This is a genomic window from Pseudomonas monteilii (genome assembly GCA_001534745.1).
GTDB lineage: Bacteria > Pseudomonadota > Gammaproteobacteria > Pseudomonadales > Pseudomonadaceae > Aquipseudomonas > Aquipseudomonas alabamensis.
In genome coordinates, this window is the sequence record CP013997.1 from 4,269,866 (window position 1) to 4,291,335 (window position 21,470).

Sequence of the window (21,470 nt, forward strand, 5' to 3'; positions counted from 1 at the left end):
ACCTGCGCGTCGACGCTCAGAACCCGGCGTCGATCACCCGCCGCTCCAGGGTCGGCAGGTCCGGCACCCGCGCGATCACGTCGCCCACCTGGACGGCCGCCAGTTCGAGCGGCGCCAGGGGCACGTCGACGTAGTTGAGCTGACTGTCCAACCGGCAGGAACGCGGCAGGCCCTGCAGCAGGATTGCCAGGTGGCGCAGCCCGGTATCGCCCAACGCATTGAGCACCACCACCTTGGTCCATGCCCCCACCGGCGTGGTACCACCGCAGGCCGCCTCGAAGCCGATCAGCGGCAGGCGTTGCTGGCGCCAGGTCAGCCAGCCCAGGTGCCACTCGGCCTGACCGTGCTCGAGCAGGTCGCCCCGCTGGCCCAGCAGCTCGGCGACCGCCACGTTGGGCAGCACCAGGTGACGGTCGGCCAGTGGCAACAGCAGGCCCGTGATGCTGCTGCGTTGCCCGGCGGCATGTTCAAGCATGGGGTGCACTCCACTGCGCGATGCTCTGCAGCAGCACCGACTCTTGATAAGGCTTGCCCAGGTACTCGTTGACGCCGATGGCCATGGCTCGCTCGCGGTGCTTCTGTCCGGTGCGCGAGGTGATCATGATGATCGGCAGATCGTGCAGGCGCGGATCGCGGCGGATGCGCGTGGCCACCTCGAAGCCGTCCATGCGTGGCATCTCGATGTCCAGCAGGACCAGATCCGGGCGCCGTTCTTCCAGCACCATCATGGCATCGACACCGTCCTTGGCCGTCAGCACCTGCATGCCATGGCGCTCCAGCAGCCGGGTGGTGACCTTGCGCACGGTCACCGAGTCGTCGACCACCAGAATCAACGGTGGCCGGGCGGCTTCGCCGAACGCAGGCGCCTGGGTATCGGGCAGGCGCGCACGGCGTCGCTGCTGGCCCTGCAACTGCCCCAGCAGGTCGAGAATCAGCACCACACGGCCGTCGCCCAGCAAGGTAGCCCCCGAGAGCCCCGGCACGGCAGCGAACTGCGGGCCCAGGCTCTTGGTGACGATTTCGCGGCTGGGCGAGAGGCTGTCGACCTGGATGGCGAAGGCCTGGTCGGCCGAGTGGACCAGCAGCACCGGCACCGGCACGCTCTGCCCGATCAGGCGCGGCAGCGGATTGCCTTGCAGCACGTCGCCCAGGTAGCGCAGCTGGTACTGCTGACCGGCATAGGCATAGGAAGGCGGCTGGCGCTGGTAGCAGGCCTCGAGTTCGGCCGGCGGCACCCGGACGATCCCTTCCAGGGTATCCAGGGGAATCGCGTACTGCTCGTCGTCCAGGTTGACCATCAGGGCCCGGTTCAGCGACACCGCGAACGGCAGGCGGATGGAGAAGGTCGCGCCCTTGCCGGGGCTGGAGGTGATGCTCATCGAGCCGCCCAGTTGCTTGACCTCCTCGTGCACCACGTCCATGCCCAGCCCGCGCCCGGAAATCTGCGTGATCCGCTCGGCCGTGGAGAACCCCGGGCGCAGGATGAACTGCAGGATCTCGTGATCGCTCAACCGTGCCTGTGGATCGAGCAGGCCGCGCTTGATCGCCTTGCGCCGCACGGCCTCCAGGGGCACGCCGGCACCGTCGTCGCTCATCTCGATGACGATGTCGGCGCCTTCATGCAACAGGTTCAGCCAGATGCTGCCCTGGGCCGGCTTGCCGGCTGCCAGACGGGCTTCACGGCTTTCCAGGCCATGGTCCACGGCGTTGCGCAGCATGTGCTCGAGGGGGGCGACCATGCGCTCCAGAATGCTGCGGTCCAGTTCGCCCTCGGCATTCTCCACCAGCAGCTCGACCTGCTTGCCCAGCTCGCTGGCGACCTGGCGCACCACCCGCTGCAAGCGCGGTACCAGCCGCTCGAAGGGCACCATGCGGGTGCTCATCAGGCCTTCCTGCAGCTGGCTGTTGACCCGTGCCTGCTGGAGCAGCAGCCCCTGGGCCGTCTGGGCTTTCTGGCTCAGGGTTTCCTTGAGGTCGAGCAGGTCCGAAGAGGCCTCGAACAGCGCCCGCGACAGTTGCTGCAGGTGCGAGTGACGGTCCATTTCCAGGGGGTCGAAGTCTTCGTAGGCATCGCCCTCGGTGGCCAGGCGGCCGAGCGGGCCCTGGGTCTCGCCGTCGAGCCTGAGCAACTGGTCGCGCATGCGCTCGAGGGTGGTCTCCATCTCGCTCAAGGCCACCTGGGCATCGTTGATCTGCTGCTCGATGCGCCCCCGCACGATGGCGTGCTCGCTGGCCAGGTTGCCCAGGTCATCGAGCAGCTCGGCCGCCACCTTCACCGTATCGCCCACGGCCCGCTCGGGGGCGGCGGCAGGCACCTCGGCCACGGCCAGGGGCGCAGGCGTACGGCGTGCGGCGTTGTCGTTCAGCGCAGCGCTGCTGAAGTTGCGAATGTGGTCGATCAGCGCCGTGGCCGCGTGCAGGGGCTGGCCGAGGCGCACGGCATCGAGCATGTGCGCCAAGCGGTCGTGGCAGGTCTGAAGCAGGCTGGACAGTGCCGGACTGGGCGGCAGCTGTCCGGCGGCCAACCACTCGTAGAGAAATTCCAGCTCATGGGCCAGGTCGCCGATGGCGCTGATCTGCACCATGCGCGCGCCGCCCTTGAGCGTGTGCAGGTCGCGCAGCAGGTTCTCGACTTCCACCGTGTTGCGCGAATCGGCCTGCCAGCGCGACAGCGAAGCACTGACGCTTTCGACGATGTCGGCGCTCTCCTCGAGAAACACGTCGAGCAGTTCGTTTTCCCCGCGCCAGTGCGGGTCGACACTGGCAGGAGAACGGTTGCCCAGGCCGAGGGGCCGCTCGGTCTGACGGGACGGTTGCCGGTCGTCGTCCAGCGACAGCGTCGCCGGCGCCTGCCCCAGATCGACCACGCCGTGCTCGGCGCTGAGCAGCCCGGTCGAGGCCGGGTCCAGGGCCTTCTCGAGCAAGGCGCGCAAGGTCGCCACGCAGGCCGGTCTGGCCGTGACGTCCTGCCCTGCGGCCAGCTCGTCGAGCATGTCGATCAGCGTCTCATGGGCCTGCTGCGCGTGCTCGAAGAACAGGGCGTCGGCCATCAGGCTGCCTTCTTCGACGGCGCCATACAGGTCGAGCAGGGCCTCGCAGACTTCATCCACCTGCCACAGCTCGGCCTGGTGCGCGGCCTGGCCGAAGGCGGTCAGCTCGTCGAGCAGCGTGTCCAGGGACTGACGCGCGGCAGGTTGTTCCTGCCAGTGCGACAGCACGGACTCGGCATCGAGCAGGGTGTCCATGCCTTGCACGAGGAAACCGGCGATCAACTGCGGGTCGCGACGTGGACGTTGGGCGTGGCCGTCATGCGCCTGCACCGTCAGCAGGCGCGCATCGACGCAGGCACCGAGGCGCTCGATCAGGGCATCGGCGCCCGTCAGCGCCTCCAGGGCACTGGCCGGCAGCGCGTCCACGGCATGCCTCAACAGGCGATGGGCGTCCGCCAGCAGCGCCAGTTCGTCCTGCGTCACCGGCAGTTGATGGGCCTTGTACTCGCGCACCAGGCGGTCGAGCGCGGTGGCCAGTTCGGCGATCGGCAAGACACCGGCCATCGCGGCACTGCCCTTGAGGGTGTGCAACGCCCGCTGCAAGGCGTCGTTAACCGGGGCTCCGGTCGGCTCGGCCGTCGCCAGGAAGTCGTCGAGCACGCTGACGTGCTCGTGCGCCTCCTGGCCGAAGATGGCCAGCAGTCGTGAGTCGAGCGGCTCGGCCGTGTGCGGCGCTTGCACAGGGTCCGATGCCAGGGCGTGCAGGTGCTCGGCCAGATCGGTCCAGGCCACGCGAGGACGCGCGCCCTCGGCATACTCGGCCAGCAGGTCGGGCAAGGTCGCCAGCGCCTGCTGCAAGGCCGTCTGCGCTTCGCCGCTCAGTGCGGCACCCCCTTCCAGGGCACGGTTGAGCACGTGCTCGGCGCTCCCGGCCAGCTCGGCGATGGCCTGGGCCTGCACCATGCGGCCACTGCCCTTGAGGGTGTGCAGCAAGCGACGGACTTCGACCAGCGCCGCATGCGGATGGGCCTCGGCGCGCCAGCGCAACCAGTGCCGCTCCAGAGCCGGCAGCAGGGCCTGGGCTTCCTCGAGAAATACCGCACGCAGCGCGTCATCGACGCTGTCTTCGGCCAGGCCAGTGTCGATGGCTGGCGCACGCGGTCCACTGCCCAGCTCGCCGAGACGCGCCTGGGCGTGCTCGATGAAGGCCCTGATGTCGGCCTGGGGGTCGGCGATGCGCCATTGCACGCAGCACTCGGCGGCGCTCAGGGCTTCGGCGAATGCCGTCATGGCCTCGGCGGACGGGGCAGGGTCGGTCTGGCGCCAGGGGCCGTCGAGGTAGGCGGCACAGCCTTCCACCACCTGGGACAGCTCAGGCAGCATCAACATGCACAACGCGCCCTGGACCTGGCGCAGCAGGGCCGACGGCAGGCGCAGGTGCTCGTCCGTAGACGCGTCAGAGGCACCGTCGGCCAGTGCGTCCCTGACCTGCACCAGATTGACCAGCGCTTCGCTCAGCACCTGTTGGCGAATCTGTGCCAGGTCGGTGCCCGGCAGCGACAGCTGGCCGGTTTCTTCGAGTGTGCCGAGCATGCCATGCAGGCTGGTTTCCACGTACAGCAGCGCGCCGGCGACATCCATCAGCACAGTGCCATCGTCGTCCAGGTCATGCTGGATCAGCCCTTGCAACGCCAGCACCTGATCGATGATCACCCGCCGTGGCTGCTGGAAGCCCAGCACCGCCAAGGTGTCGGCGACCTGACGCAGCGGCGCGAGCAGACCCTCCAGCGCCTGGGCCTGCTGCTCCTCGCGTACCGAGGCATCGAGGCGCTCCTTGATCCGCAGCAGATCGTCACACAGCGCCTCGACCACCGAGCGCAGGGCATCGTGGCCCTGCCCGCCTTGCAGGCGTTCACGCCAGGCACCCAGCGACAGGTCCAGGTTGGCCAGGTCGTCGGCCCCGGCCAGGCGTTGCCCGGCCAGTTCGCCCTCGAACAGGCTGCCAGGCGTCAAGGCCTCGGCACCACGGCAGGCACGCAGCTGGTTGATCAGCGGCACGATGACCAGCGGCAGGTCACGCCGTGCGCTGCGCAGCCGTTCCAGGTAGATGGGCAGGTGATCGAGGGCCTTGAACAGCGCGCCAAGCACGTCCCCGCGCGGACCGACCTGGCCTGCGGCCAAGGCCTCGACCAGCGCCTCGATCTCCCGCGCCAGGTGCGCCGCACCGCGCAGCTCGAGCATGTGCAGGCAGCCCTGCACCTGGTGCACGTCGTCGAGCACATCGTTCAGCACGCCGACTTCATGGGGCGCACTGGCGAACCGTTCGAGCGTCTGGCGAGCCTGGGCCAGACAGGCACCGATGGCCTCGCGCGTCCACACCAGCGCAACGGCGTCATGGGCGTCGCGCGGCATCGGAGTGTCCTGCGGCTGCACGGTCATCGCTCGGACTCGGGGGCAGGCGCAGGTGCCGGCAACGTGAAGCCGGACACCGAGCGGCGCATCTGGCTGGCCATGCGCGCCAGGTGACGGATGCTATCGGCGGTCGCGCCGGAGCCGGCCGAGGTCTGGGCGGTGATCTGCTGGATGATCGCCATGGTGTGGGAGATCTGCCCGGCCGAGGAGGTCTGCAACTGGGCCGCGTCGGAAATGCTGTGGATCAGCTCGGCCAGGGTCTGCGACACGCCTTCGATCTCGGCCAGGGCCACGCCGGCATCCTGGGCCAGGCGCGCCCCACGGACCACTTCGGCGGTGGTCTGCTCCATGGAAATCACGGCCTCGTTGGTGTCGGCCTGGATGGCACGGACCAGCGCCTCGATCTGTCGGGTGGCCGACGACGAACGCTCGGCCAGGCGCTGCACCTCGTCGGCGACCACCGCGAACCCGCGCCCCGCCTCGCCGGCGAGCGAGGCCTGGATCGCTGCGTTGAGGGCCAGGATGTTGGTCTGGTCGGCGATGTCGTCGATCAGGCTGACGATGTCACCGATCTCCTGGGACGACTCGCCCAGGCGTTTGATGCGCCGCGCGGTGTCCTGGATCTGTTCGCGAATGTTGTCCATGCCTTCGATGGTGTTGTGCACCACCTCGTTGCCTTTGTTGGCGATGGCCACCGAGCGTTCCGCCACCTTGGCCGACTCGTAGGCATGGGCCGAGACCCGGTCGATGGACTCGACCATGTCGCCCACCGCCAGGGACGCTTCGCTGATCTGCTCGGCCTGGTGCTCCGAGGCCTTGGCCAGCTGGCGCGCGGTCGTGTGGGTTTCCTGGACGGCGCTGGCGACCTGCTCGGCACTCTGGTTGATGGTCAGGACCAGGTCGCGCAACTGGTCGACCGAATAGTTGATCGAGTCGGCGATCGCTCCGGTGAAGTCTTCGGTCACCGACACGGTCACGGTCAGGTCGCCATCGGCCAGCTCTTCGATCTCGTCCAGCAGGCGCATGATCGCCTGCTGGTTGCGTTCGTTCTTCTGCGCGGTATCGCGCAACTGGCGCCGGGTGGTGCGCACCATGATCGAGGCGATCAGCAGGATCGACGTCAGCGCCAGCAGCCCGAGGGCGTACCCGCCCAGCGTGTCCAGGGTCCGGCTGGCGACCAGGTGCTCGAAGCCGTTGGCCAGGTGCGAGGCCTCGTCGAGCAGCGTCTGCGACAGGCTGAAGATGTTGCCGGCCGCCTCGCGCACGTGGAACAGCCCAGGCGACGTCTCGAGGATCTCGTCGACCGACCCGGCGACGAACTGGAACAGCTCGGCGATCTCGCCCAGCCGCGCGCGGGCGTCGGCGTCCTCGACCCGGGTCACCTGGATCGAGGCGTCGCCGTTGAGCATGCCGTCCAGCACCTGGCCGAAGCGGCTGGCGTCGCGCCCGAAGGCATCGGCGGCCCGGGCGGCGGTGTCGTCGCCGGCCAGCACGGTATTGACCGAACCGAGGATGCGCTCGGCCAGCAGCAGCTGCCGCTGGGCGACCGCCACCTGACTGGCCGGCGCGCCGCTTTGCAGCAGGATCTCGACCACCTTTTCGTACTCGACCTGCAGCTGCGGGACAGTTTCGGCCAGGGTCGCCGCGACCTGGTGCAGCGACAGCACGGTCTGTTCGCTGGCCAGAATGGTGTCGGTGTAGCCGCGCAGGGTTTCCCAGTCGCGCTGCACGGCCCGCATCTCGTCGTGCACTTCACGCGGTGCGGCCGGCAGGCCGGTGGTCTTGTCGCCGACCTTCAGGTAGCTCCAGCGGCGCTCGAAGTCGTTGCGTGCATCGCTCAGCAGCTTGAAGGCCAGGGCTTTGCCAGCGGCCGCCTCGGTGGCGTTCTTGGCGATGCGCTGGGACAGCACGCGCAGCTCGCCGGCATGGCCGATGTACTGCTTGTCGTAGGCCGACTGGGTGTTGAGGTGCGTGAAGTTGACGAACAGCAGGACGATCGACAGGATCAGCACCCCGAACAGAACGGTGATCTGCAGGCTGCTGCGCGGGCGCGGGGAGATGACGGGAGTGGCAGGTGTGCTCACGGTGAAAAGGTCCTCTACAACGCCACGTCGAGAAAGCCAGGCGCCTGCGCCAGGGCATGCGGGCTGAACACGGCCCAGGTGCGCTGGGCCACGAAATGGCCGCGCACATACGGCACGGCCGCACGCAACAACGGCTGGGGTACAGCCTGTTGCAGCGACTGCTGGGGAAAATGCTGAAGCCCCAGCACCTCGTCGACCAGCAGGCCGGCGAACACCGTCTCGTGGTCCAGGACCAGCACCCGGCGCTGCTTGCCGGGCGTCACGTGCCCCAGGCCGAGAAAGCGGTTCAGGTCCATCACCGGCAACAAGCGGCCTCGCAGGTTGGCGATCCCACGTACCCAGGGTTGCACGCCCGGGACGCGGCTGCTGCGCGGCTCGTCGAGCACCTCGGCGATCTCGCCCATGGGCGCGACGAACCACTGCCCGGCGATGCGAAAGCCGATCCCGCTCCACTGGGCGGCACGGCTGGCCTGGAACGGCTGTTCGGCGGCCACCAGGCGGCAGCGCCGGTCGATCTCCAGCAACAGCTCGAACGCCGTGGGCGCTGCATGGGGCTGGCGCGAGATCAACGTGGCAGCACGCCTTCGAGCACCTGGAGCAGGTCATGCTCCTCGATCGGCTTGACCAGGTAGCTGCGCGCGCCCTGTCGCTGGCTCCAGACCTTGTCGGTGTCCTGGTCCTTGGTGGTGACCATGATCACCGGGATGGCCTTGGTCTCGGCATCCTTGCTCAACTGCCGGGTCGCCTGGAAGCCGTTCATGCCGGGCATGACGATGTCCATCAGCACGGCATCGGGCTTTTCCTGGCGCGCCAGGGCCACGCCGTCGGCGCCGTTGTCGGCCTTGAGCACCTGGTGCCCGTGACGCTCGAGCATCGCGGTCAGCTTGTACATTTCCGTCGGTGAATCGTCGACGATCAGAACTCGAGCCATGCTGTGTCCCCTGGGAGAAATCGATACCGCCATCTTATGCGACATCAGCAGGCGTGTCGTTCCTGACCGGCAACGAAACCGGGTACGTGGGCCTTGATGGCATCGAGCAGTTCGTCGCGGCTGAAGGGCTTGGTCAGGAACCGATCGGCGCCGACCACCTTGCCCCGTGCCTTGTCGAACAGCCCGTCGCGGGAAGACAGCAGGATCACCGGGGTGTCCTTGAAGGTGCTGTTGTGCTTGATCACCGCGCACGTCTGGTAGCCATCCAGGCGCGGCATCAGCACGTCGACGAAGATGACGTCGGGCGCCTGCTCGACGATCTTGGCCAAGGCCTCGAACCCGTCGCTTGCGGTGACCACGTCACAGCCGGCTTCGCCCAGCAGGATCTGGGCGGTGCGGCGGATGGTGCTGGAGTCGTCGATCACCATCACCTTCAGTGGATGTTCCATGGTGCGGGCCTCGGGTGTCGCGGGGTTGAGCGGGGGTGCAAGCTGCAAGTAGGGAGCGTGCGCGGTTGGGGCGGGGGAGTCAACGAAAATGGCAGCGCTGAGCGGACTCGTCCCAACGGGCACACCCTCCCTGGGCACGATTCCCCTCAGCCCTGCACGGTGGCACTCACGACGCCGACCTGCTTGCGGCTTGCCGCTGACTACTTGCCGCTCTCCCCTTGACCCGCCGTGCACTCGGCGCCACCCTGAGCGACTTTCAATCGAATCACCGCGGCCTCGCCGCCAAGAGGAATTCCCCATGAGCGTTCGCCTCGGGATTGTCATGGACCCCATTGCGGGCATCTCGTACAAGAAGGACAGCTCGCTGGCCATGCTGCTGGCTGCCCAGGAGCGCGGCTGGTCGCTGTTCTACATGGAGCAGCGCGACCTGTACCTGGGCGCTGGCCAGGCGCGGGCGCAGATGCGTCCGCTTACGGTCTTCGCCGATCCGGCACGCTGGTTCGAACTGGGCGAGGAGCAGGACAGCCCACTGGCCGAGCTGGACGTGATCCTGATGCGCAAGGACCCGCCCTTCGACATGGAGTTCGTCTACAGCACCTACCTGCTCGAGCAGGCCGAAGCCGAAGGCGTGCTGGTGGTCAACCGCCCGCAAAGCCTGCGCGACTGCAACGAGAAACTCTTCGCCACCCGCTTCCCCCAGTGCATGGCACCCACCGTGGTCAGCCGCCGCGCCGACATCCTGCGTGAATTCGCCAGCACCCACGGCGATGTCATCCTCAAGCCCCTGGACGGCATGGGCGGCGCCTCGGTGTTCCGTCATCGCCCGGGCGACCCGAACCTGTCGGTGATCCTCGAGACCCTGACCCAGCACGGCCAGCAGCAGATCATGGCCCAGGCCTACCTGCCGCAGATCGTCGACGGCGACAAGCGCATCCTGATGATCGATGGCGAGCCGGTGCCCTACTGCCTGGCGCGCATCCCGGCCAAGGGCGAGACCCGCGGCAACCTGGCGGCCGGTGGCCGGGGCGAGGTGCGCGAGCTGAGCGAGCGCGACCGCTGGATCGCCGCCCAGGTCGGCCCGACGCTGCGCGAGAAGGGCCTGTGGTTCGTCGGCCTGGACGTGATCGGCGACTACCTCACCGAGATCAACGTCACCAGCCCGACCTGTATCCGCGAGATCGACGCCGCGCAGAACACCCAGATCGGCGCGCGTCTGATGGACACCATCGAGCGCCAGCTCAAGGCGCGTTGATCACCGACGCCAGGTGTGCCGACAGAGTGCGGTATCATGCCGGTCTTCTTTCCTGACCGGCGTGCCCGCCCTGGCGCCGCCGCCGGCTTTCGCGGTCCGCTGGATGCCCGATGACGTTGCCTGCCGACATTCCCGATACCCTGCGCTCAGCCCGCCGACGCCCCAGCGGGCGGCTGGGCCTCACCGTGGCCCTGGCGGCCCTGGTGCACCTGGGCCTGATCCTGGGCCTGGGCTTTTCCTACGACGTGCCCAAGGAAGTCCGGCGCTCCATGGACATCACGCTCGCCACCTTCAAGAGCGAGAAAGCCCCGGAGAAGGCCGACTACCAGGCGCAGGACAATCAGCAGGGCAGCGGCACCCTGGACAAGAAGGCCGTGCCGACCACCACCGAGGTCGCGCCGTTCCAGGACAGCAAGGTCAACAAGGTGGCCCCGCCGCCGGCCGCCAAGCCCCCGGTCCCGACGCCCCCCAAACCTGACAAGAGCGCCGTGACCACGCGCACGCCCAAGCCGGAGAAAGTGGTCAGCCAGCCCAAGGCCACCCCACCCAAGCCCGCGCCCGAACCTGCCGCGCCCGAATTCGACAGCTCGCAGCTGTCCAGCCAGATCGCCAGCCTGGAGGCGGAGCTGTCCCACGAGCAGCAGCTGTACGCCAAGCGGCCGCGCATCCACCGCCTCAACGCCGCCTCGACCATGCGCGACAAAGGCGCCTGGTACAAGGAGGAGTGGCGCAAGAAGGTCGAGCGCATCGGCAACCTGAACTACCCCGACGAGGCGCGCCGCCAGCAGATCTACGGCAGCCTGCGGATGATGGTGTCGATCAACCGGGACGGCTCGCTGTACGAGGTGCTGGTGCTTGAGTCGTCCGGCCAGCCCCTGCTGGACCAGGCCGCCCAGCGCATCGTCAGGCTGGCGGCACCGTTCGCGCCGTTCACCGGCGACCTGGCCGAGTTCGACCGGCTGGAGATCATCCGCACCTGGCGTTTTGCGCGGGGGGATCGGTTGTCCAGCAATTAAGTGGCAAGTGGCAAGTGGCAAGTGGCAAGTGGCAAGTGGCAAGTGGCAAGTGGCAAGTGGCAAGTGGCAAGTGGCGTTGGGTAGGAGTTCGTCAAAACGTTCAAAATCCAGTATCGAATGTGCGAATTTGCGGCCCCTGCGGGGCCGATCGCGGCACAGGGGCCGCTCCTACAGGAACCGCGATGGCCTGCAACGCTGGCGGTGGGTCTACGGGTGTAGGAGCGGCCCCTGTGCCGCGATCGGTCCCGCAGGGGCCGTACATCCCGCCATGCCTGCCCCGCAGTCAAGCGCCCCAGTATCAGCCATGACCTAGCTTGTAGCTTGTAGCTTGTAGCTTGTAGCTTGTAGCTTGTAGCTTGTAGCTTGCAGCTCGCAACTTGCAGCTCACAGCTCGCCATTCACCCCTTGTAACGCCCCGCCCCACCGCCCACCTTGCGGCCTGCCCCGCCTGGCGCCACACTATCCAACATGAAAAACCATACCCCCAGCTACCTCAAGCATCAGTTCCTGATCGCCATGCCCCACATGAGCGACCCGAACTTCGCCCATACGCTGACCTACATCGTCGAGCACAATGCCAACGGTGCGATGGGGTTGGTGGTCAATCGTCCGCAGGAACTGAGCCTGGCCGACATCCTCGAGCAGCTGCGCCCCGACGAAGAACCTTCGCCGGGTTGCCTGCACGTGCCCATCTACCAGGGCGGGCCGGTACAGACCGAACGGGGTTTCGTGCTGCACAGCCAGGACGCCGGCTACGAGGGAACCGTCGAGCTGCAGGGCGTCTCGCTGTCGACCTCCCAGGACGTGCTGTTCGCCATCGCCGAGGGCACCGGGCCCCGTCAGAGCCTGATCACCCTGGGCTATGCCGGCTGGGAGGCCGGGCAGCTGGAGGCCGAGCTGGCCGACAACGCCTGGCTGAACTGCCCGTTCGACCCGCGCATCCTCTTCGACACCCGCAGCGACGAGCGTCTGGCCGCGGCGGCCCACAGCCTGGGGATCGACCTGAACCTGCTGACCAGCCAGGCGGGGCACGCCTGATGGCTGGGTTGCGTCTCTTGCTGGGTTTCGACTACGGCACCAAGCAGATCGGCGTGGCGGTCGGCCAGGTGGTGACCGGGCAGGCCCGCGAACTCTGTACCCTGAAGGCCCAGAACGGTGTCCCGGACTGGGCCCAGGTCGAGCGTCTGGTCGCCGAGTGGAAACCCGACGCGATCGTGGTCGGATTGCCCCTGAACATGGACGGTACGCCCAGCGACATGAGCGCGCGCGCCGAGAAGTTCGCCCGCCGCCTGAACGGCCGCTTCAACCTGCCGGTGCATACCCATGACGAGCGGCTGACCACCTTCGAGGCCAAGGGCGAGCGCCTGGCCCGTGGCGGCCAGCGCGGCAGCTACCGCGACAATCCCGTGGACGCCATCGCCGCCGCCCTGCTGCTGCAAGGCTGGCTGGACGCCAACGCCGGACAATGATTCGACATCGGTTTCAGGCCGGGCCCGCCCGGCTTCTTGAGGAGCAAGCATGAGCCTACCCAATCCCGCCGACCTGATTCGGCAGATGGCCGTGGACCTGCGCGCGTACCTGACGCGCCGCGCCATCGACACGCCCCGCTTCATCGGCATCCGCACCGGAGGCGTCTGGGTCGCCCAGGCCCTGCAGGCCGAGCTGGGTGATGACAGCCCCCTGGGCACGCTCGACGTGTCGTTCTACCGCGACGACTTCAGCCAGAACGGCCTCCACCCTCAGGTGCGCCCCTCGGAGCTGCCGTTCGAGATCGAAGGCCAGCACCTGGTCCTGGTGGACGACGTGCTGATGAGCGGGCGTACCATCCGCGCCGCGCTCAACGAACTGTTCGACTATGGGCGCCCTGCCAGCGTCACCCTGGTCTGCCTGCTCGACCTCGATGCCGGCGAGCTGCCGATCCGTCCCAACGTGCTCGGCGCTACGCTGTCGCTGCACGCCCACGAACGGGTAAAATTGTCCGGCCCCACGCCGCTCGCCCTCGAGCGCCAGGACCTCGCCCCTGCCACCGCCCCTTGAGAACCCTCGCGATGACGCCACTCGACGCCAAGCGCCCGCTGCAGCTCACCGATCAGGGCCAGCTGCGCCACTTCCTTTCGCTCGACGGCCTGCCCCGTGAGCTGCTGACCGAAATCCTCGACACCGCCGACTCCTTCCTCGAGGTCGGCGCGCGTGCCGTCAAGAAGGTCCCGCTGCTGCGCGGCAAGACGGTGTGCAACGTGTTCTTCGAGAACTCCACGCGCACCCGCACTACCTTCGAGCTGGCCGCTCAGCGGTTGTCGGCCGACGTGATCAGCCTGAACGTCTCGACGTCCTCGACCAGCAAGGGCGAGACGCTGTTCGACACACTGCGCAACCTCGAGGCCATGGCCGCCGACATGTTCGTGGTGCGGCACTCCGATTCGGGCGCCGCGCACTTCATCGCCGAGCATGTCTGCCCGGACGTGGCGGTGATCAACGGCGGCGACGGCCGTCACGCGCACCCGACCCAGGGCATGCTCGACATGCTCACGATCCGCCGTCACAAGGGCAGCTTCGAGAACCTCTCGGTGGCCATCGTCGGCGACATCCTGCATTCGCGCGTCGCCCGCTCCAACATGCTGGCGCTCAAGGCCCTGGGCTGCCCGGACATCCGCGTGATCGGTCCGAAGACCTTGCTGCCGATCGGCATCGAGCAATACGGCGTGAAGGTCTACACCGACCTGTCCGAAGGGCTGAAGGACGTCGACGTGGTGATCATGCTGCGTCTGCAGCGCGAGCGCATGGCCGGCGGCCTGCTGCCCAGCGAAGGCGAGTTCTATCGCCTGTTCGGCCTGACCACCGCACGCCTGGCCGCGGCCAAGCCGGATGCCATCGTCATGCACCCGGGGCCGATCAACCGTGGCGTGGAGATCGAGTCGGCGGTGGCCGACGGGGCCCACTCGGTCATTCTCAACCAGGTCACCTACGGCATCGCCGTGCGCATGGCGGTGCTGTCCATGGCCATGAGCGGGCAGACCGCGCAACGTCAATTCGCTCAGGAGAACGCCCTGTGAGCATCAGCATTCTTGGCGCGCGGGTCATCGACCCCCACAGCGGGCTGGACGACATCACCGACCTGCACCTGGACCAGGGCAAGGTGCTGGCGATCGGTCAGGCGCCTGCCGGGTTCGAGGCGCAACGGCTCATCCAGGCCCAGGGCCTGGTGGCCGCGCCCGGCCTGGTCGACCTCGACGTGGCCCTGCGCGAGCCGGGCTACAGCCGCAAGGGCAGCATCGCCAGCGAGACCCGCGCGGCCGTCGCCGGCGGCGTCACCAGCCTGTGCTGCCCGCCGCAGACCAAGCCGGTGCTGGACACCTCGGCAGTGACCGAGCTGATCCTCGACCGTGCCCGGGACGCCGGCCACAGCAAGGTCTTCCCGATCGGTGCGCTGACCAAGGGCCTGGAAGGCGAGCAACTGGCCGAACTGGTCGCCCTGCGCGATGCCGGCTGCGTGGCCTTCGGCAATGGCCTGACCAGCATCGGCAACAACCGGACCCTGGCACGCGCGCTGGAGTACGCCGCGACCTTCGACCTGACGGTGATCTTCCATTCCCAGGACCGCGACCTGGCCCAGGGTGGGCTGGCCCACGAGGGGCCGATGGCCAGTTTCCTCGGTTTGCCGGGCATTCCCGAAACGGCCGAGACCGTGGCCCTGGCGCGCAACCTGCTGCTGGTCGAACAGACCGGTGTGCGGGCGCACTTCACGCAGATCACCAGCGCCCGTGGCGCACGCCTGATCGCCCAGGCCCAGGCCCTCGGCCTGCCAGTGACCGCCGACGTGGCGCTGTACCAGCTGATCCTGACCGACGAGGCGCTGCGCGACTTCTCCAGCCTCTACCACGTCCAGCCGCCGCTGCGCACCGCCGCGGACCGCGACGGCCTGCGCGAGGCCGTGAAGTCGGGGGTGATCCAGGCGATCTCCAGCCACCACCAGCCCCACGAGCGCGATGCCAAGCTGGCCCCGTTCGGCGCCACCGAACCCGGTATCAGCAGCGTCGACATCCTGCTGCCCTTGGCTATGACCCTGGTCGAAGACGGCCTGCTGGACCTGCCGACGTTGCTGGCCCGCCTGACCCACGGCCCGGCCGAGGCCCTGCGCCTGCCGGCGGGTGCGTTGAACGTGGGCGCGGCGGCCGATCTGGTGCTGTTCGATCCCACGGCGTCGACCGTTGCAGGCGAGCAGTGGCATTCGAAAGGGCAGAACTGCCCGTTCATCGGGCATTGCCTGCCGGGGGCGGTGCGTTACACGGTGGTCGATGGGCGGGTTTGTCACGAGGGGTAAAGCGGTAGGGAAGTTGAGCTGGGCTTTGGTGAAAGGCTCGGAGGCAGTGCCGATTTCACGAACCTGGGGCCGCTTTGCGGCCCATCGCGGCCGGTCCGGCGCCCCGGCAGGGGCCGCTCCCACAGGTGACCGCGGTAGCCTGCAACCCTGCGGTGGGGCTACGGGTGTGGGAGCACCAGCCGGGGCGCCGGCCCGGCCGCGACAGGGCCTGCAAAGACCCTTATCCAGCCCTGCCTTCATTGACAAGCAAGCACAGGGCGCCAGCCACGCCTAGCGTGTAGCTTGCAACTCACCACCCACCACTCGTCACCTCCCTCCCACTCCCTCGGGTTGAAATCCCTCCCCCCTTCCCCCATATGAGTCTGCAACAGGCATTTTCGCCCCGCTGCGTGGAGACTCTCCCTTGACTACCATCGTTTCAGTCCGCCGCCACGGCAAAGTCGTCATGGCTGGCGACGGCCAGGTTTCCCTCGGCAATACCGTCATGAAGGGCAACGCGAAGAAAGTCCGCCGTCTCTACCACGGCCAGGTCATCGCCGGTTTCGCGGGCGCGACCGCCGATGCCTTCACCCTGTTCGAACGCTTCGAAGGGCAGCTGGAAAAGCACCAGGGCCATCTGGTGCGTGCGGCCGTCGAGCTGGCCAAGGAATGGCGTACCGACCGTTCCCTGAGCCGCCTGGAAGCCATGCTGGCCGTGGCCAACAAGGACGCCTCGCTGATCATCACCGGCAACGGTGACGTGGTCGAGCCGGAAGACGGCCTGATCGCCATGGGCTCCGGTGGCGCCTTCGCCCAGGCCGCGGCACGTGCCCTGCTGAACAAGACCGAGCTGTCGGCGCGCGAGATCGCCGAGACGGCCCTGAACATCGCCGGCGACATCTGCGTGTTCACCAACCACAACCTGACCATCGAGGAGCAGGACCTGGCCGAGTGATCAGCTGTTCTGGCGCCCGGCCCCGGTGGCCGGGCTTTTCCACGCTGAATCACGTCGCCCGAGGACCCACATCATCATGTCCATGACCCCCCGCGAGATCGTCCACGAACTCAACCGTCACATCATCGGCCAGGACGACGCCAAGCGCGCCGTGGCCATCGCGCTGCGCAACCGCTGGCGGCGCATGCAGCTGCCGGCCGAGCTGCGTGCCGAGGTGACCCCGAAGAACATCCTGATGATCGGCCCGACCGGCGTCGGCAAGACCGAAATCGCCCGTCGCCTGGCCAAGCTGGCCAATGCACCGTTCATCAAGGTCGAAGCGACCAAGTTTACCGAAGTCGGCTATGTCGGCCGTGACGTCGAGTCGATCATCCGCGACCTGGCCGATGCCGCGCTGAAGCTGCTGCGCGAGCAGGAGATCATCCGCGTGCGCCACCGCGCCGAAGATGCCGCCGAAGAGCGCATCCTTGATGCCCTGCTGCCCCAGGCACGTACCGCCAGCAGCTTCGCCGAAGAAGCCGCGCCGAGCAGCAGCAGCGATTCCAACACCCGCCAGCTGTTCCGCAAGCGCCTGCGCGAGGGCCAGCTGGACGACAAGGAAATCGAGATCGAGGTCGCCGAGAACGCTGGCGTCGAAATCGCCGCGCCGCCCGGCATGGAAGAGATGACCAACCAGTTGCAGAGCCTGTTCGCCAACATGGGCAAGGGCAAGCGCAAATCGCGCAAGCTCAAGGTCAAGGAAGCGCTGAAGATGGTACGCGACGAAGAGGCCGGCCGCCTGGTCAACGAGGAAGAGCTCAAGGCCAACGCCCTGGAAGCGGTCGAGCAGCACGGCATCGTGTTCATCGACGAGATCGATAAGGTTGCCAAGCGCGGCAACGTCGGCGGCGCCGATGTCTCCCGCGAGGGTGTACAGCGCGACCTGCTGCCCCTGATCGAAGGCTGCACCGTCAACACCAAGCTGGGCATGGTCAAGACCGACCACATCCTGTTCATCGCCTCCGGTGCGTTCCACCTGAGCAAGCCGAGCGACCTGGTACCAGAGCTGCAGGGCCGTCTGCCGATCCGCGTCGAGCTCAAGGCACTGACCCCCGAGGACTTCGAGCGCATCCTGCAAGAACCGCACGCGTCGCTGACCGAACAGTACCGTGAGCTGCTCAAGACCGAAGGCCTGAACATCGAGTTCGCGCCCGAAGGCATCAAGCGCCTGGCCGAAATCGCCTATCAGGTCAACGAGAAGACCGAGAACATCGGTGCCCGCCGCCTGCACACCCTGCTCGAACGCCTGCTGGAAGAAGTCTCCTTCAGCGCCGGCGACATGGCCAGCGGTCACGACGAGGCCCCGCTGCGCATCGACGCCGACTACGTGAATGGCCACCTTGGTGAACTGGCGCAGAACGAAGACCTGTCTCGCTACATTCTCTGAGGCTTCCAAGCGCAAGCCCCAAGCTCCAAGCTGATCACGTCGGCTTGGAGCTTTTTTGTTCACCCATGCCCCCAGCGGCCTCAAGCTGCCGTCCCGCCGAGACAAACCCTCGCCTGTCGTCACCACGAACCACTTGCAGCTTGCCGCGTGTGACTTGTAGCGTTGTGCCCCCACTGCCATCGAGACTGCCGCCATGCCCAGATTGCCCAGCGCGATCAACCTGAACAAGGCCGCCAAGACCCTGACCCTGACCTACGGGCCTGACGAGGTGTATCACCTGCCGGCCGAGTTCCTGCGGGTGCACTCGCCGTCTGCCGAAGTACAGGGCCATGGCAAGCCGATCCTGCAGGTCGGCAAGCTGGGTGTCGGGCTGACCGGTGTCGAGCCGGCCGGGCGATACGCCCTCAAGCTGACCTTCGACGACGGGCATGACAGCGGCCTGTTCACCTGGGAGTACCTGGAGCAGCTGTGCCTGCGGCAGGAGGCGCTGTGGTCGGACTACCTGGACGCACTGCGCGAGGCCGGGCGCTCGCGCGATCCGTCCGAGTCGGTGGTCAAACTGATGCTGTGAGGTGTGCTTGAATGGGGTGTAGGACCACCCTGTCCCCAGACACCGGTGCAGATCGATGCGCCACGACCCTTCGCTCGAGCACAAGGAAGCCTCACCGATGCGTCGCACCCCTGCCGGCGAGCGGCCACCCCGCAGCGCCGATGGCTTGAACCCCCTCACGGGCCTGCAAGGCAGGGACCTGCTGGCCAGCGCGCGAGCCCTGGCGCAGCATGCCTTGCGTCATCCCCTGCACAGTGCGCGGCATGCCTATCGACTGGGCGAGCGGATCAAGGAGGTGCTGGCAGGCAGTTCCACGCTGGAGCCACCGCGTGGAGACCGACGCTTCGCCGACCCCACCTGGACCCAGAACCCGCTCTACCGCCGCAGCTTGCAGGCCTACCTGGCCTGGCGTGACGAACTGCACGACTGGGTCGAGCACAGCGGGCTGCCGGCTGCGGACATCCATCGCGGCCACTTCCTCGTCCATCAGCTCACCGAAGCCCTGGCGCCGACCAATTCGCCCGCCAACCCGGCCGCGCTCAAGCGCCTGCTGGAAACCGGCGGCCAGAGCGCCGTCGCGGGGCTGGCCAACCTGGCCAGGGACTGGCTGGACAATGGCGGCATGCCACGTCAGGTCGAGCCGAACGCGTTCGTCGTGGGCCGCGACGTGGCCACCAGCGAGGGCGCGGTGGTCTATCGCAACGACGTGCTCGAGCTGATTCAGTACCGCCCCCTCACGGACCAGGTCCGCAGGCGGCCCTTGCTGATCGTGCCGCCGCAGATCAACCGGTTCTATGTCTTCGACCTGACACCGGACAAGAGCCTGGTGCACTTCAGCCTGTCGATCGCTCAGCAGACCTTCATGATGAGCTGGCGCAACCCTACCCCGGACCAGCGCGAATGGGGGTTGTCGACCTACGTCGAAGCACTCAAAGGCGCGATCGACGCCGTGCGCGCCATCACCGGCAGCGTGGATGTGAACGTCCTGGGCGCCTGTTCCGGCGGGATCACCTGCGCCGCGCTGGCCGGCCACTACGCCGCGCTCGGGCAACCTGCGTTGCACAGCCTGACGCTGCTGGTCAGCGTGCTCGACGCCACGCTGGACAGCCCGTTGGTACTGTTCACCGACGACCGTACGCTGGATGAGGCACGTCAGCGCTCTTATCAGGCGGGGGTGCTGGAAGGCAAGGAGCTGGCTCGCCTGTTCGCCTGGATGCGCCCGAATGATCTGGTCTGGCCCTACTGGGTCAACAACTACCTGCTCGGCCTGACACCGCCGCCGTTCGACATCCTGTTCTGGAACAATGACACCACCCGGTTGCCGGCCGCCTTCCACGGCGACCTGATCGACCTGTACCGACACAATCCCCTGACCCGCGCCCGGGCGCTGGAGGTCTGCGGTACGGCGATCGACCTTGCCCAGGTACGCGCAGACGTCTACTGCCTGGGCGCCACCACCGATCACATCACGCCGTGGCAGGCCTGCTACCGCTCGGCGCGCCTGTTCGGTGGCCAGGTCGAGTTCGTGTTGTCCAACAGCGGCCATGTGCAGAGCATTCTCAACCCGCCTGGCAACCCCAAGGCACGCTTTCAGGCCGGCATGGCCGGTGTCGATGATCCGCACGCCTGGGAGGGCGCGGCCACACCCCATGGCGGTTCCTGGTGGACCCACTGGCAGGCCTGGCTGGAGGCACGTTCCGGCCCCTTGAAGACCGCCCCCGAGCAATTGGGCGACAAGGGCCATGCCCCGGACGCCGCCGCACCGGGTACTTATGTCCATGACCGCTGAGCCGACGACCTTCTTGCAGGCCCAGTGCCCATCACCCTCACAGGAAAGCGCCATGTCGCAGCCGTATGTCTTCAAGACCGTGCACGTGGACGGTCAAGCCTTGCGCACCGCCGTGCGGCCTGGGCAGCCGCACCTGACCCCCTTGCTGATCTTCAATGGCATCGGCGCCAACCTCGAACTGGTCTTCCCGTTCATCGAGGCCCTGGACCCCGCGCTGGAAGTCATCGCCTTCGACGCACCCGGGGTCGGTGGCTCGTCAACGCCCCCTCGCCCCTACCGGTTCAGCGGTCTGGCGCGATTGAGCGCGCAGCTGCTCGATGCCCTGGGGTACGCCCAGGTCAACGTGATCGGCGTGTCCTGGGGCGGTGGACTGGCCCAGCAGTTCGCCCGCGACTATCCGCAACGCTGCCGCAAGCTGATCCTGGCCGCGACCGCCGCCGGGGTACCCATGGTGCCGGCCGAGCCTCGCGTGCTCTGGGCGATGGCCAGCCCGCGGCGCTATACGGATCCCGACGAGACGGTGCGCCTGGCTGGACTGATCTATGGCGGCAGCCTGCGCCGTGACCCGGCTTTGGCGCTGGAGCATGCCGCCAAAGTCCGGGCGGGCGACAGGACGGGCTACTACTGGCAGTTGTTCGCGGCCTTGGGCTGGAGCAGCCTGCCGTGGCTGCACAGGCTGCGCCAGCCGACGCTGGTGCTGGCAGGCGACGACGACCCGTTGATTCCGCTGGTCAACATGCGCCTGCTGGCCTGGCGGATTCCCCATGCCAAGCTGCATGTGATCGACGATGGGCACCTGTTCCTCATCACCCGCGCCGAGACCATCGCGCCGGTCGTGATGGGCTTTCTGCAGCAGGAACGGCAGCCTGCGGTGATGCACCCCAGGCCCGTCTAGAGGGCTGACTCATCCGCGACAGAGCACGATCCGCGGCGCCTGCATCGCGGGCAAGCCCGCTCCCACAAGCTGCTTGCGCAGCCATGCCTAGACCGACGGCTGCAGAGGTCTGGGTGGGAGCTGGCTTGCCAGCGATAGGACGTTGTCAGGCCAGCGCTTTGTCCAGCGCCCGCTCGATCTCGCCCTGGATGGTGCCGCTCATCATCGACAGCATCATGCCGAGCTTGAGGTCGATGCGGATGCGGTCGTCGCCGATGAACACGCTGCCGTTGGCGCCGCTACGCGAGATGTCGACGCGATCGCCCTGCCAGTCGGCCTTGAGGTCGTACTTGCCGGACAGCTTGTCGACCAGGGCCTCGGCCTTGGCGCGCGCGGCTTCGCGGCCGAGGTGATGGGGACGTTCCACGCTGATCTGGGTCAT

Annotated in this window: 19 protein-coding genes; 12 read left to right on the forward strand and 7 right to left on the reverse strand. The window is 67.6% G+C overall.

Annotated elements, in window-relative coordinates; genetic code table 11:
• Positions 1-16 precede the first annotated feature (16 nt).
• The 6 genes from APT63_18280 to APT63_18305 are packed head-to-tail and all read right to left on the reverse strand — an operon-like array spanning position 17 to position 8,866.
• The gene (locus APT63_18280) at positions 17-475 is read right to left on the reverse strand and encodes a chemotaxis protein (protein AMA47415.1); all 459 of its coding nucleotides are present in this window, start codon (positions 473-475) and stop codon (positions 17-19) included.
• Positions 468-5,429 (reverse strand): chemotaxis protein CheA, encoded by a 4,962-nt coding sequence (locus APT63_18285; protein AMA47416.1) that lies wholly within the window; start codon positions 5,427-5,429, stop codon positions 468-470. The genes APT63_18280 and APT63_18285 overlap by 8 nt, the downstream gene beginning before the upstream one ends.
• A complete protein-coding gene (locus APT63_18290; GenBank protein AMA47417.1) occupies positions 5,426-7,486 on the reverse strand; it encodes a chemotaxis protein in 2,061 nt (686 codons plus the stop codon). The genes APT63_18285 and APT63_18290 overlap by 4 nt, the downstream gene beginning before the upstream one ends.
• A gap of 14 nt (positions 7,487-7,500) precedes the next feature.
• On the reverse strand, positions 7,501-8,055 hold the full coding sequence (locus tag APT63_18295; GenBank protein AMA47418.1) for a chemotaxis protein CheW: 555 nt from the start codon (positions 8,053-8,055) through the stop codon (positions 7,501-7,503).
• Complete coding sequence (locus tag APT63_18300) at positions 8,052-8,417, reverse strand: two-component system response regulator (protein ID AMA47419.1); 366 nt, start codon at positions 8,415-8,417, stop codon at positions 8,052-8,054. The genes APT63_18295 and APT63_18300 overlap by 4 nt, the downstream gene beginning before the upstream one ends.
• A gap of 44 nt (positions 8,418-8,461) precedes the next feature.
• A complete protein-coding gene (locus tag APT63_18305; GenBank protein AMA47420.1) occupies positions 8,462-8,866 on the reverse strand; it encodes a two-component system response regulator in 405 nt (134 codons plus the stop codon).
• A gap of 298 nt (positions 8,867-9,164) precedes the next feature.
• Here APT63_18305 and APT63_18310 point away from each other — a divergent pair, with 298 nt between their 5' ends.
• From APT63_18310 to APT63_18365, 12 genes are all read left to right on the forward strand, one after another.
• A complete protein-coding gene (locus APT63_18310; protein AMA47421.1) occupies positions 9,165-10,118 on the forward strand; it encodes a glutathione synthetase in 954 nt (317 codons plus the stop codon).
• 110 nt (positions 10,119-10,228) lie between these two features.
• Positions 10,229-11,134, forward strand: coding sequence for an energy transducer TonB (locus tag APT63_18315; GenBank protein ID AMA47422.1), 906 nt, complete (start codon positions 10,229-10,231; stop codon positions 11,132-11,134).
• A gap of 468 nt (positions 11,135-11,602) precedes the next feature.
• Positions 11,603-12,172, forward strand: coding sequence for a hypothetical protein (locus tag APT63_18320; GenBank protein ID AMA47423.1), 570 nt, complete (start codon positions 11,603-11,605; stop codon positions 12,170-12,172).
• Positions 12,172-12,603 carry a crossover junction endodeoxyribonuclease RuvA gene (locus tag APT63_18325; protein AMA47424.1) on the forward strand — a complete coding sequence of 144 codons (432 nt, stop codon included), beginning with the start codon at positions 12,172-12,174 and terminating at the stop codon, positions 12,601-12,603. The genes APT63_18320 and APT63_18325 overlap by 1 nt, the downstream gene beginning before the upstream one ends.
• Positions 12,604-12,652: 49 nt before the next feature.
• Positions 12,653-13,171, forward strand: a complete 519-nt coding sequence (locus APT63_18330; protein ID AMA47425.1) for a uracil phosphoribosyltransferase — start codon at positions 12,653-12,655, stop codon at positions 13,169-13,171.
• Positions 13,172-13,182: 11 nt separating this feature from the next.
• Positions 13,183-14,187 carry an aspartate carbamoyltransferase catalytic subunit gene (gene pyrB, locus APT63_18335; GenBank protein ID AMA47426.1) on the forward strand — a complete coding sequence of 335 codons (1,005 nt, stop codon included), beginning with the start codon at positions 13,183-13,185 and terminating at the stop codon, positions 14,185-14,187.
• Positions 14,184-15,455: a dihydroorotase gene (locus APT63_18340; protein AMA47427.1), complete on the forward strand. Its 1,272-nt coding sequence runs from the start codon at positions 14,184-14,186 to the stop codon at positions 15,453-15,455. Before pyrB ends, APT63_18340 begins: the two co-directional genes overlap by 4 nt.
• 403 nt (positions 15,456-15,858) lie before the next feature.
• A complete protein-coding gene (locus APT63_18345) occupies positions 15,859-16,389 on the forward strand; it encodes an ATP-dependent protease subunit HslV (protein AMA47428.1) in 531 nt (176 codons plus the stop codon).
• A gap of 76 nt (positions 16,390-16,465) precedes the next feature.
• Positions 16,466-17,815: an ATP-dependent protease ATP-binding subunit HslU gene (hslU, locus tag APT63_18350; GenBank protein AMA47429.1), complete on the forward strand. Its 1,350-nt coding sequence runs from the start codon at positions 16,466-16,468 to the stop codon at positions 17,813-17,815.
• Positions 17,816-18,008: 193 nt separating this feature from the next.
• Positions 18,009-18,386, forward strand: a complete 378-nt coding sequence (locus tag APT63_18355; protein AMA47430.1) for a 1-(5-phosphoribosyl)-5-((5-phosphoribosylamino)methylideneamino)imidazole-4-carboxamide isomerase — start codon at positions 18,009-18,011, stop codon at positions 18,384-18,386.
• A 97-nt stretch (positions 18,387-18,483) separates the two neighbouring features.
• The gene (locus APT63_18360) at positions 18,484-20,154 is read left to right on the forward strand and encodes a poly(R)-hydroxyalkanoic acid synthase (protein ID AMA47431.1); all 1,671 of its coding nucleotides are present in this window, start codon (positions 18,484-18,486) and stop codon (positions 20,152-20,154) included.
• Positions 20,155-20,206: 52 nt separating this feature from the next.
• The gene (locus APT63_18365) at positions 20,207-21,049 is read left to right on the forward strand and encodes a poly(3-hydroxyalkanoate) depolymerase (GenBank protein AMA47432.1); all 843 of its coding nucleotides are present in this window, start codon (positions 20,207-20,209) and stop codon (positions 21,047-21,049) included.
• Positions 21,050-21,194: 145 nt separating this feature from the next.
• On the opposite strand, the gene APT63_18370 is transcribed toward APT63_18365, so the two are convergent.
• Positions 21,195-21,470 (reverse strand): polyhydroxyalkanoic acid system protein, encoded by a 276-nt coding sequence (locus tag APT63_18370; protein ID AMA47433.1) that lies wholly within the window; start codon positions 21,468-21,470, stop codon positions 21,195-21,197.